Consider the following 12,231-nt stretch of genomic DNA (forward strand, 5'->3'; position numbering starts at 1 on the left):
GTCGGGCACCGGTACGGAGGCCGGGGTCGGGGCGGGTTCCGTCTGCTCCATGGATGCTCTCCTGCGCTGATGGGTTCCGGCTGTGGTGGTGCGGGGCGGTGTTCCGTCGGTTCCGGCCGCCCCCGAAAGGGGCGTCGGCGCCGGCCCCGGCTCCGCGCCTGTGGACGGCCCGGTCGGGTCCGCGCGCGGAGCGCGGGAGCCCTCGACCGGTCAGGGTTCGATGGTCACCTTGATCGCGGTGCCGGCGGCGACCGTCTCGATCGCCTTGTGCACGTCGGACAGGTCCATGCGCTCGGTGATGAGGTCGGCGACCGGCACGGCCCCGGTGGAGATGAGCTCCAGTGCGCGCTTGTTGTGGTCGGGGCTGGAGCCGTTGGCGCCGAAGATCGAGATCTCGCGGTAGTGGACGACGTTGGCGTCCAGGCTGATGACGGGGGCGTCCTTGGGCAACCCGCCGAAGAAGCTGATCCGGCCGCTGCGGGCCACCATGCGCAGGCCGTCCTCCTGGGCCTTGCCCGAGGCCGCCGCGGTGATGACCACGTCCGCGCCGCGGTCGCCGGTGAGCCGCAGCACCTCGGCCACGGCGTCGGTCTCGGAGCCGCAGATCGCCGCGTCGGGGCGCACCAGGTCGGCGGACATGTCCAGACGTCCGCGGTTGAGGTCCACCAGGTAGACCTCGGAGGCGCCCCGGGCGCGGGCCAGGCGGACGTGCAGGCAGCCGATGGGGCCGGCTCCGACGACCACCACCTTGTCGCCCTCACCGACACCGGCGATCTCCTGGCCGTTGAGCACGCAGGCCAGGGGTTCGGCCACGGAGGCCTCGGCGAGGGAGATGTTGTCGGGCACCCGGTTGACCCCGTCCACGGCCAGGACGGCCTCCGGGATGATCATGTACTCGGCGAACCCGCCGTCGTAGTGGTAGCCCATGGACTCCTGACGCGAGCACACGGTGGACCGCCCGGCCGTGCACTCCTCACAGGTGCCGCAGGGGATGGCAGCGATGACCTGGACACGGTCGCCCTCGGACCAGCCCTCGACGCCCTCGCCGACCTCCACGATCCGGCCGGAGATCTCGTGTCCGATCACCCGGGGCGGACGGATGTGGTGGTGGCCGTGGCGGGAGATCTTGACGTCGGTCCCGCAGGTGGAGCAGTTGGCGACGGCGATCTTGAGCTGCCCCGGCCCCGGCGTGGGTTCGGGCGCCTCTTCCAGACGGATGTCCCCGGGGGAGTAGAAACGGGCGACGAGCATGACTGGGCCTTTCTGGTGAGGTCGGGACGGGATCGCCGTCCCGACCGTTCGAGGTGGCGGTGGACCGGGTCCACCACCCGTGTGCGGGGGGTGTCAGCCCGCCGCGGGGGCGAGCAGGGCGAGGACCTCGTCGGGGTCGCCGGCCGACCGCAGGCGAGCGGCCTGTTCGGGGTCGGTGAGCACCCCCGCAAGGGAAGACAGCACCCGGAGGTGTTCCTCGCCGGACGCGGCGATACCGATGGCGACGTGCACGGTGGGTCCGCCCCAGTCGACCCCCTCGGGGAACTGGACGACGGCGAGCGCGGCCTTGTGCACGAGGGCGCGGGAGGCGTCGGTGCCGTGTGGAATGGCCACGCCCTCGCCCACGAACGTGGGGATGGAGGCCTCCCGCTCGTGCATGGCGGTCACGTATCCGGCCTCGACGGCGCCCAACTCCACCAGCAGGGCACCGCACTGGTCGATGGCGTCGGCGCGGTCACGGGCGGTCCGTCCGAGGCGGACGGCGTCCGTGCTGAGGACGAGATCAGTCGGCAAGGGTGCCACCGTCCCGAATGGCCGCCTCCACCTTGGCGAACACGGGGTCGCCGAGGAACATCTGGAAGGGGATGACGACGGTCTCGGGGACCCGGGTCCGGGCCCGGCCGACCAGACCGGCGTGACACAGCACCAGGTCGGCGTCGTCGGGGACGCGGTCCACCGGGGAGTGCTCCACGGTGACGCCGTAGGGGCCGAGGGTCTTCTTGAGCTGGGAGGTGAGCAGGACGCTGCTCCCCATGCCGGCGTCGCAGGCGACGATCACCTTCTTGACGGCGGATCCTTCGATGGTGGCCATGTGTTCCTCCTGTACTGGAATGGTCCGGGGCCCTGTACGGGGCCGGAAGGTCAGACGCTCTCGCCGCGCGCCGAGGCGGACTCCGCCGCCTGACGCTCGGCCTTGCGTTCGGCGCGGCCGAAGCCGAGCAACGCGGAGGCGATGACGAAGGAGACGATCGTGCCGACGGCGACACCGGCGAGGACGGCGATGTGGTCGCCGCGCGGGGTGACCGCCATGAGGGCGATGATGCTTCCGGGTGCGGGGGTGGCGACCAGGCCGGCGTTGAGGATCATGAAGGTGGTCACGCCGGACATGCCGCCGCCGATCACGGCCAAGATGAGCTTCGGCTGCGCGAGGACGTACGGGAAGTAGATCTCGTGGATGCCGCCGAAGAAGTGGATGATGATCGCGCCCGGGGCGGTGGCGCGGCTGAGCTTGGGGCCGAACAGCATGCAGGCCAGCAGGATGCCCAGGCCGGGGCCGGGGCTCGTCTCGATGAGGAACTCGATCGCCTTGCCCTGCTCGGCGACCCGGGCCACGCCCAGGGGACCGAGAACGCCGTGGTTGATGGCGTTGTTGAGGAAGAGGATCTTGGCGGGCTCGACGATCAACGACACCAGCGGCAGCAGCGACATGTCCATGAGGAACTGCACGCCGGAGCCCAGCCAACGGGCGACGACGGTCACCATCGGGCCGATGGCGTACAGGCCCAGAGCGGCCATGAGGCCACCGAGGATGCCCGCGCTGAAGTTGTTCACGAGCATCTCGAAGCCGGACGGGGTGCGCGGCTGGAGCAGCCGGTCCAACGACTTCATCAGGTACGCGGCGAGCGGGCCCACGACCATGGCGCCGAGGAACATCGGGATGTCCGCGGAGACGATCACACCGATGGTGGCGATGGCGCCGACGACACCGCCGCGCTTGTCGTAGATCAGGTGACCGCCGGTGTAGCCGATGAGCAGCGGCAACAGGTAGGTGATCATCGGGTCGACGAGTTGGGCCAGGTGTTCGTTGGGCCACCAGCCGTCGGGGATGAACAGCGCGGTGATCAGACCCCAGGCGATGAAGGCGCCGATGTTGGGCATGACCATGCTCGAGAGGAAACCGCCGAAGCGCTGGACTCCGGAGCGGACCGAGGAGAACCGGCTCTCGCTCTGCTGGGTGGACATGGGGGGACCTCCTGGGAGGTGCGGCGGTGGTGGCCCGCCGAAGAAGTGGACGGTGTGGGGTCAGACCGCCTGGACCGCAGGGCCTGCGGACTCGAATTCGTCGGCGAGGCCGTCGGCGAGTCCGGTGTCGGTGAGGATCAGGTCGAGATCCTCGACGTTGGCGAAGCGGGCGAAGTGGTCGTTGCCGACCTTGGTGTGGTCGGCGAGCAGGACCGCGCGGCGCGCGGAGGCGATCATGGCCCTCTTGACCTCGGCCTCGGCCGGGTCGGGGGTGGTGAGTCCGCGTTCGACGGACACGCCGTTGGTGGCCATGAAGGCGACGTCGACATAGGACTCGGCGAGGGAACGCAGGGCCCAGGCGTCGACGCTGGCCTGGGTCCTGTTGCGCAGTCGGCCGCCGAGCAGCATGAGGTTGATGTTGTTCCGGGTGGTGAGGGTGAGGGCTATGGAGAGGGAGTTGGTGACGACGGTGAGTTCCCGGTCCGTGGGCAACTGCTCGGCCAGGCGGCCGGTGGTGGAACCCGCGTCGAGGAGAACCGCGCCCTCCTCGGGGAGTTCGGACAGGGCCGCCTTGGCGATCCGCTCCTTCTCCTCTGTCATGACGGAGTCGCGCACGTTGAGCGCGGGTTCGAAGCCCAGACGCTCGACGGGGATCGCGCCACCGTGGACCCTGCGCAGGACCCCGTGCCGCTCGAGAGCGGTGAGGTCGCGGCGGATGGTCTCGTAGGTGACGTCGAACTCAGAAGCGAGCCCCGTGACGTCGACCCGGCCGTCTCGGCGGGCGCGTTCGAGGATCACCTTCTGGCGTTCTTCCGCGTACATGTGGGATCACCTGTGTTTCGGTGTGGTTTTCGGTGAGTTTAATCGTGTTGCATGGGACACACAAGGGGTATCTTCACCAATATCCCAGCAGGTTCGACCACCGCGCCAGCATCGCAGGCCTCCTGGGAGCCCTGCGATGATGACCGGCCCGATCTCCACCGGGGAAGCGGCCCCGCGCCCACCGATACCGGCCGTCACACTGTTGACACACACAAGCAAACACACATAATCAAAGACAGTCACACACGCAGGCCGGGCGCCCCTCCCCTCGAAAAGAGCTCCCATGATCCTGACCCTCACCCCGAACCCGAGCGTCGACCACACACTGGAGGTCGACGACCTCGTCCGAGGCGAGGTCCTGCGGGTACGCGCCACCCGGGCGCAGGCGGGCGGCAAGGGCGTCAACGTCGCTCGCGCACTGCTCGGCGCGGGCGTCGACGCCCGCGCGGTCCTCCCCGTCGGTGGTGGCGGCGGTGCCGAACTCACGACCCTCCTCGGTGACCTGCCCCGCGTCACCGTGCCCATCGAAGGGGAGACGCGCGGCAACGTCGCCGTCACCGAACCCGACGGCACCACCACCAAGCTCAACGCCGCCGGCCCCACCCTCTCCTCGACCGAGATCCGGACCCTCCTCCAGGCCCTGGAGGACGAGCTCGCCAAGGATCCCGACTGGGTGGTGGCCAGTGGCAGCCTCCCCGCAGGGGCCCCGGACGACCTCTACGTACGGGTGGCCGAACTCGCCGCCTCCTACGGGGTGCCGCTCGCCCTGGACACCTCGGGCGCACCGCTCGGGGCCGCGGCGCGGGCCGGCTCGGTGGAACTGCTCAAACCCAACCTGGAGGAACTCGCCGACCTGGTCGGCCACACCCCGACCACGGTCGGAGCCGTCACCGAGGCGGCACGCGAGGTCCTCGCCAAGGGCAACGGGGCCGCCCTGATCACCCTGGGCGGGCACGGAGCCCTGTACGTGGGACTCGAGGAGGTGTCATGGGCGCGGGGTCCGCGGGTACGAACCCGGAGTACCGTCGGCGCCGGCGACTGCGCGTTGGCCGGTTTCCTCGCCCATGAGGGCACCCCCGAGGAGCGGCTGCGCCAGGCCGTGGCCTGGGGTACCGCCGCCGTGTCCCTGCCCGGGACCACCCTCCCCGGTCCCGGAGACGTCACCACCGACGGCGTCACCTCGACGAACGACCCCGACCCCCAGTGGCGGATCGACAAGCTCTGAACACCCATCGGTGGACCCCCGGACACCGGCCACGCAACACGAGACCCCAAGGATCGACATGCCCGAACGCACTGTTGTCATCGGCTCCCAGCTGGGCCTGCACGCCCGCCCCGCGACCCTGTTCGTCCAGGCGGTCAACGAGACCGGCCTGCCCGTGATGATCTCCCGCGAGGGCCACAAGGCCGTGGACGCGCGCAGCGTGCTCGCCGTCATGGCCATGGGCGCCGGCCACGGCGAGACCATCACCCTGACCTGTGACGAGGCGGGCGCGGACCAGGCATTGGACGGTCTGGTGGAGATGCTCGGCAAGGAACTCGACCCGAAGTAGGCGCGCGGGTGCCCCTCCCCCTCCCGGGTGAGGGGCACGCCGCCCCGGTCAGTCGAGGAGCCGCAGGGCCTCCTCCCGCATCTGCACCTTGCGGACCTTGCCGGTCACCGTCATGGGGAACTCGTCCACCACGTGCACGTAGCGCGGGATCTTGTAGTGGGCGATGCGCCCCTCACAGAAGGCGCGCAGCGAGGCGGCCGTCAACGGCGCGGCACCCTCCCGCATCCGGACCCACACCATCAGCTCCTCACCGTAGCGTTCGTCCGGAACCCCGATGACCTGCGCGTCCAGGAGATCGGGGTGGGTGTACAACAGCTCCTCGACCTCCCGCGGGTAGATGTTCTCGCCACCGCGGATCACCATGTCCTTGATCCGCCCGGTGATGCTCACGTAGCCGTCCTCGTCCATGACGGCGAGGTCCCCCGTGTGCATCCACCGGGCCGCGTCGACGGCCTCGGCGGTCTTCTCGGGTTCGTTCCAGTACCCGAGCATCACCGAGTAGCCGCGGGTGCACAGCTCACCGGCGGTGCCGCGCGCGACGGTGACCCCTGAACCGGGGTCGATGACCTTGACCTCCAGGTGGGGTCCGACCCGGCCCACGGTGGACACGCGACGCTCCAACGTGTCGTCCCGCCGGGTCTGGGTGCTCACCGGCGACGTCTCGGTCATCCCGTAACAGATGGAGACCTCGGACATGCCCATCCGGTCGATGACCTGGCGCATCACCTCCACCGGGCAGGGCGACCCCGCCATGATGCCGGTGCGCAGCGAGGACAGGTCGTGGTCGTCGAAGTCGGGCAGGGCGAGCTCGGCGATGAACATGGCCGGCACCCCGTAGAGCGACGTGCAGCGTTCGGCCTGGACCGCCTCCAGTGTGGCGGCGGGGTCGAACCCGGGACCGGGGATGACGATGCAGGCCCCGTGCACGGTGGCCGCCAGGTTGCCCATCACCATGCCGAAGCAGTGGTAGAAGGGCACCGGAAGGGCGATCCGGTCCTGCGGGGTGTACCCCAACAGCGCACCGACGGAGTGTCCGTTGTTCAGGATGTTGTGGTGGGACAGGGTCGCGCCCTTGGGGAAACCGGTGGTGCCGGACGTGTACTGGATGTTGATGGGGTCGTCCGGCGACAGGGTCGCCTCGATCGCGGCCGTGCGCGCCGGGTCCGCCCGGTCACCCGCGGCGAGCAGGGCGTCCCAGGAGGGGTGTGCGAAGAGCACGACCTCGCGCAGGTCGGGACACGCGTCGCGCACCTCGTCGATCATGGCCGCGTAGTCGGAGGTCCGGAAGGAGGGGGCGGCGATCAGCACGGAGATCCCCGACTGTCCGAGCACGTAGCGGAGTTCGTGGCTGCGGTAGGCCGGGTTGATGTTGACCAGTACCGCGCCGATCCGGGCGGTGGCGTACTGGACCAGGACCCACTCCGCGCGGTTGGGGGACCAGATCCCCACCCGGTCGCCCTTGGCCACCCCGAGGGAGAGCAGACCGAGGGCGACCCGCTCCACCTCGGCGGCGAACTCCCGGTAGGTGAGCCGGGTGCCGGCGGCCCGATCCACCAGCGCGTCGCGGTCGGGGTGTGCGGCCACCGTGCGCGCCAGGGACACACCGATGGTGTCGCCCAGCAACGGAGTGGTCGAGACCCCGGAGGAGTAACTGGGACAGGGTTCGATCGTGCTCACGTCCACTCCCTCGCCGTGCGGGACGGGGGGCGCGGCCATCGGGTCGGGAACCCCTCGCCACCCCCGCTGAAATGTGCTCCGGGTCACATTTACCACGCGGCCCGGACCCCTGGGAAGCACGGCGGCGCACGCCCGCCTCGGCGTCCGCGGGAACGCCGAGGGCCTCCCCGCCGACGCGGCGGGGAGGCCCTCGGCAGCGGGCGCGGCGGCTACTCCGGCACGCGGTGCACCTTGTGCTGGGCCGCCTGGGCGCGCGGGCGGACCACCAGAAGGTCGATGTTGACGTGCGGCGGACGGGTGACGGCCCACACGATGGTGTCGGCGACGTCCTCGGCGGTCAGCGGATCCGGGACACCCGCGTACACCGCGTCGGCGCTCTCCCGGTCCCCGCGCAGGCGGTTGAGCGAGAACTCCTCGGTCCTGACCATGCCGGGGGCGACCTCCAGCACCCGGACGGGCTCCCCGCACAGCTCCAGACGGAGCGTGGCCGCGAGGGTGTGGGCGCCGTGCTTGGCCGCGACGTAACCGCCGCCGCCCTCGTAGACGACGTGCCCGGCCACCGAGGAGACCAACAGGATCGTCCCGTCCCCGCTCGCGATGAGCCGGGGCAGCAGGGCCTGGGTCATGTTGAGCACGCCCAACACGTTGACCTCGTACATCCACCGCCAGTCGGCGGGGTCGCCGGTGGCCACGGTCTCCGTGCCGATCGCGCCGCCCGCGTTGTTGACGAGCACGTCGCAGGAGTCCAGCGCCTCGGCGAAGGCGTCGACGGCGGGCCGATCGGTGACGTCGAGGACCTGGGGCCGGGCGCTGTGGCCGGCGCGGGTGATCTCCTCGGCCAGAGCCTCGATCCGGTCGGCGCGACGACCGACCAGGACCACCTCGTACCCCTCGGCCGCGAGCCCGCGCGCGGTGGCCGCGCCGATCCCGCTGCCGGCACCGGTGACGACCGCGATCGCTGTCATGTGGTTCCTCCTCGCAGGTCCGTTGTCGCACCGAGCGTAGCGACGGGGACCACACGTGGCCCCGCGCGGCCCCGCGCCAACGTCCGCCCAGGGCGCGCGGTGCGCGACCTGGGCCGACATAGAGAACATTGCGTTTTCTCAATCCTGGACGTAGCCTCGTTAGTAAACGAATCGTTCTCTATTGGGCGAGGGGACGGAGACGGCGATGCCCGGCGCACGAGAAGCCCCCACCCGCACGGTCCTGATCCCGAGAGGGGCGAGGCCCGCCGTGGACGCGGCACTCGCGGGGCGTTCTTCAGGCGTTCCCCTCACCGCAGGGGTCACGGCCGACCACGTCGAGGCCCGCACGCCCACCGCGGAGACCGTCGCCACACCGTCACCGGACGCGCGGGACACACCGGCGTCCTCCTTCGGCTCCGCGGCACCGGCGGCGATGCTCACCATGAGGGGCCGGCCCCTTCCGGCCGTGCTCCCTGACCCTGGACCCGGCCTTCTTTCCCTCGCGCCGACGCGGGGGCCGCGTCGACCGGGGCGCCCCAGGGCTTCGCACGACCGGGGCCAGGCGACCACCGCCCCACGACCACCGGCACGACCGGGCGCGGCGGTCGACCACGCGCAGACAGGGAGAACCGATGCACTCCACGACCACCACCGACATCCCCTCCGTCGCCCCGTTGGACGCGTTCGGCGCCGCCGACCTGGAGACGGTGGGCGGCAAGGCCGCCAACCTCGGTGAACTGATCCGGGCCGGGCTCCCCGTGCCGCCGGGCTTCGTCGTGACCACCGAGGCCTACGCCGCCGTGGCCGCGAACGCCGGGCCGGACACCCTGCCGGGCACGCCGGGCGCGGACGGCGACGGGCCCGCGCCCGCCACACTGCGTACCGCCGTGCGGGAGGCCACGGTTCCCGACGGACTGCGCGACGCCATCGCCACCGCCTACCGGGGGCTGGGCCCGGACACACCGGTGGCGGTGCGCTCCAGCGCCACCGCGGAGGACCTGCCCGGGGCGGCCTTCGCCGGGCAACAGGACACCTACCTCAACGTGGTGGGCGTGGACGCGGTGATGGACGCGGTCCGCCGCTGCTGGGCCTCACTGTGGACCGACCGCGCGGTGGCCTACCGACGCGAGCGGGCGATCGATCCCGGTCGGGTACGGATCGCGGTGATCGTCCAGGAGATGGTGGACGCCCGGGTCGCCGGGGTGATGTTCACCGCCGACCCGGTGAGCGGCGACCGTGACCGGATCATCGTGGACGCCGGGGCGGGGCTGGGCGAGGCCGTGGTCTCCGGTCTGGTCACCCCGGACCACTACGTGCTGGATCGACGCGGTTCCCTGCTGGAGTGGACCCCGGGGCGCGACGAGACGGTGATCCGTCCGGCGGCCGGCGGCGGGGTCCGCGCCACGGCGGCCTCCGACGCGACCGGCCCGCGGGCGGGTGAGGACGCCGCCGCGCACGAGGTCGGCCCACGGACGGGCGAGGGCCCGGACGGCGCCCTGCTGGGCCCGGACCGCCTGTCGGTGTTGGTCGCCTACGCGCGCACCATCGCCGCGCACTTCGGCCGCCCCCAGGACATCGAGTGGGCGCTCACGGGCGACCGTCTGCGCGTCGTGCAGACCCGACCGATGACGGCACTGCCACCACCCTCGGTCCCGCTCGACCGACGCCAACGGCTCCAGGCCTCGATCCTCACCGAGTACCTGCCGGTGCGGCCCTATCCGATGGACGTGAGCACCTTCGTGGCGCACGGACCGGCGGACATGATGCGCGAGATCGCCGAGTACTACGGCCTGGAGGGGGCCTTCCGGGACTACCTGCGCGAGGAGGACGGGGTGGTGGTGCGGTTGGTGCCGCCGAGCCCGCGCCCCGCACCGCGGGCTCTGTGGGCTCCGGTCGTGTTGGTGCGCAAGGCCCGGCGGTTCCGCCCCGCGGACTGGGCCGAGGACCCCCGGCAGCGGGCCTTCCTCGACGAGGTGGCGGCTCTGGAGGCCGTGGACCCGCGGGGCCTGCCCTGGGCGGAGCTGGTCCGGATGCCCGGCCGTGCCCTGGGGTTGCTGACGTACTGCCGCGACCTGCGGATCGACTACCTGCCCGGCAGCGGCCTGGCCCTGGCCCGACTGGCCCTCGCCCTCCGTCTGCTGGGCCGCGGTGGTCTGCTCCCCGACCTGTTGGGCGGAGCGCGCACCCGCACCGAGGATGCCGACCGGGCCCTGGCCGACCTGGCCGCGACCGTGCGCGAGGACCCGGACCTGCGCGCGCTGTTCACCGAACACGAACCCTCCGGGGTGATGGCCGCCCTGGACGACGGGCGCTTCCCGGAGTGGCGCGCCGCGTGGGAGCGGTTCCTCCGTGAGTACGGCCGGCGGGAGACGACCTCCCCGCTCTTGGTGAGCCCCCCGACCCTGGCGGAGTCGCCCGAGGTGGTGTTGGGGCTCGTCCGGTCCCTGGTGGACGGTCCCGCTCCCACGGACGACGCCGTCTCCCGCTCCCGGGAGGCGCTGGCGTCGCTGCTCGACCACCCGTTGCTGCGCGGCCGACGGGCCGAGCGGCGTGTCCGCCGTCTCCTGCGCGCCGCCCAAGAGGCGGTGGCCTTCCGGGAGGACACGCACTTCTTCTTCACCGCGATGCTGCCGACCCTGCGCCGAGCCCTCTTGGAGATCGGCGCGCGGCTGTGCCGGGTCGGCGTGGTGGAGGACCCCTTCGACGTGTTCCACCTGCGCCTGGAGGAGGTCACGGAGGCCGGGGATCCGGACACCCTGGGCCAGGAGAGGAGGCGGCGGCTACGCTCGCTGGTCCGGGCGCGCGCCGCCAAGCGGGCCGAACTGGCCGGGGTGCCCATGATCGACCCGGCCCGGGTCTTCCCGCGCAGGACGTCGGCGGACGCGCTCGTCACGGGCTCCGCGGCCGGCGCGGGCACGGCCACCGGGCCGGTCCGGATCATCCGGGGGGCCGCGGAGTTCCACCGGCTCCAGGACGGCGACGTTCTGGTCTGCCCCTGCACGAACCCGTCGTGGACCCCGCTGTTCCGGCGGGCGGCGGCCGTGGTCGTGGACTCGGGGGCGATCGCCTCGCACGCGGCGATCGTGGCCCGCGAGTACGGGATCCCCGCGGTGATGGGGACCGGCACCGGGACCTCGGTGCTCACGGACGGGACGAGGGTGACGGTCGACGGATCCCGCGGCCTGGTGACCGCGGCTTCGTAGGATGCGGTCATGTCCGTCGAGAGCAACGACCACCGCACACGTCCCCGGCGCCGGGGCGACGCCCTGCTCACCGCCATCTACGAGGCGACCATCGCCGAACTGGACGAGCACGGATACTCGGAGCTCACCATGGAGCGGGTGGCCGAGCGGGCCCAGGCCGGCAAGGCCTCCCTGTACCGGCGGTGGAACACGCGGGCCGCGTTGGTGATGGACGCCGTCCACCACCTGTTGCCCGACCCGGAGCGGTCCCCCGACACCGGAACGCTGCGCGGGGACCTGCTGGAGGTGCTCCGACAGAGCGCCGCGATGCTCGACGGACCGGCCGGTTCGGCGCTGCGCGGTCTCCTGGCCGAGAGCCTGCCGGACCCGGAACACGGCCGGCTGATCCGCTCGCGCTCCCAGGGTCGGGGCCGACGGTTGATGGCCGAGGTGACCCGACGAGCGGTCGCACGCGGAGAGATCCACCCGGGCGCGGTGGCCGGACCCCGTCTGGAGGTGGGTCAGGCCCTGCTGCGCGACCACTTCCTGTTCCGGGAGGGGCCGATCGACGACGCGTTCGTTGTGGAGATCGTGGACACCGTGCTGGTCCCGCTCTTCCACGTCCCGGTGGCCCGGTCCGAGCCCGGTTAGGCCGCGTTCTCCGGGACCTCCGCCACGCTTGGGCCCGGGGTGGGACCCCCGACCGTACGACGGCGACCATCGGTGACTCCCCAGGTCGCGGGTAGGCACCACGGGGTCGACCCCGGGGTTCGCCTCACGGGGTGTGACCATTCCGGG

The 12,231-nt window shown here is 71.9% G+C and carries 11 protein-coding genes; 4 read left to right on the plus strand and 7 right to left on the minus strand.

The features are described 5' to 3' along the window. Window positions 1-210: 210 nt before the first annotated feature. The 5 genes from DSY14_RS23525 to DSY14_RS23545 all read right to left on the minus strand — a co-directional run bounded on the left by DSY14_RS23525 (window position 211) and on the right by DSY14_RS23545 (window position 4,056). On the minus strand, window positions 211-1,251 hold the full coding sequence (locus tag DSY14_RS23525) for a zinc-dependent dehydrogenase (protein ID WP_211718799.1): 1,041 nt from the start codon (window positions 1,249-1,251) through the stop codon (window positions 211-213). A 93-nt stretch (window positions 1,252-1,344) separates the two neighbouring features. Next, entirely contained in the window at window positions 1,345-1,785 is a 441-nt protein-coding gene (locus tag DSY14_RS23530; protein WP_211718800.1) for a PTS sugar transporter subunit IIA, read from the minus strand. Continuing rightward, window positions 1,775-2,083, minus strand: a complete 309-nt coding sequence (locus DSY14_RS23535; RefSeq protein ID WP_211718801.1) for a PTS lactose transporter subunit IIB — start codon at window positions 2,081-2,083, stop codon at window positions 1,775-1,777. The genes DSY14_RS23530 and DSY14_RS23535 overlap by 11 nt, the downstream gene beginning before the upstream one ends. 50 nt (window positions 2,084-2,133) lie before the next feature. Then, window positions 2,134-3,234 carry a PTS mannitol transporter subunit IICB gene (gene mtlA, locus DSY14_RS23540; protein ID WP_211718802.1) on the minus strand — a complete coding sequence of 367 codons (1,101 nt, stop codon included), beginning with the start codon at window positions 3,232-3,234 and terminating at the stop codon, window positions 2,134-2,136. A gap of 60 nt (window positions 3,235-3,294) precedes the next feature. Continuing rightward, complete coding sequence (locus DSY14_RS23545) at window positions 3,295-4,056, minus strand: DeoR/GlpR family DNA-binding transcription regulator (RefSeq protein WP_211718803.1); 762 nt, start codon at window positions 4,054-4,056, stop codon at window positions 3,295-3,297. Between the two features lie 283 nt (window positions 4,057-4,339). Between DSY14_RS23545 and DSY14_RS23550 the strand changes: the two genes are divergently transcribed. Both DSY14_RS23550 and DSY14_RS23555 read left to right on the plus strand, forming a co-directional pair. Next, on the plus strand, window positions 4,340-5,281 hold the full coding sequence (locus DSY14_RS23550; RefSeq protein WP_211718804.1) for a 1-phosphofructokinase family hexose kinase: 942 nt from the start codon (window positions 4,340-4,342) through the stop codon (window positions 5,279-5,281). Window positions 5,282-5,339: 58 nt separating this feature from the next. Further along, complete coding sequence (locus DSY14_RS23555; protein WP_211718805.1) at window positions 5,340-5,609, plus strand: HPr family phosphocarrier protein; 270 nt, start codon at window positions 5,340-5,342, stop codon at window positions 5,607-5,609. A 48-nt stretch (window positions 5,610-5,657) separates the two neighbouring features. Here the strand turns inward: DSY14_RS23555 and DSY14_RS23560 are convergent, their stop codons facing one another. Beyond that, a complete protein-coding gene (locus DSY14_RS23560; RefSeq protein WP_249188349.1) occupies window positions 5,658-7,325 on the minus strand; it encodes an AMP-binding protein in 1,668 nt (555 codons plus the stop codon). A gap of 170 nt (window positions 7,326-7,495) precedes the next feature. After that, window positions 7,496-8,251, minus strand: a complete 756-nt coding sequence (locus DSY14_RS23565) for an SDR family oxidoreductase (protein WP_211718807.1) — start codon at window positions 8,249-8,251, stop codon at window positions 7,496-7,498. Window positions 8,252-8,883: 632 nt separating this feature from the next. Between DSY14_RS23565 and DSY14_RS23570 the strand changes: the two genes are divergently transcribed. Beyond that, window positions 8,884-11,454, plus strand: coding sequence for a PEP/pyruvate-binding domain-containing protein (locus DSY14_RS23570; RefSeq protein WP_211718808.1), 2,571 nt, complete (start codon window positions 8,884-8,886; stop codon window positions 11,452-11,454). Window positions 11,455-11,463: 9 nt separating this feature from the next. Next, entirely contained in the window at window positions 11,464-12,084 is a 621-nt protein-coding gene (locus tag DSY14_RS23575) for a TetR/AcrR family transcriptional regulator (RefSeq protein ID WP_211718809.1), read from the plus strand. The last annotated feature ends 147 nt before the right edge of the window (window positions 12,085-12,231 follow it).

Origin of the sequence: Nocardiopsis sp. MG754419 (assembly GCF_018207095.1) — a bacterium.
Lineage (GTDB): Bacteria > Actinomycetota > Actinomycetes > Streptosporangiales > Streptosporangiaceae > Nocardiopsis.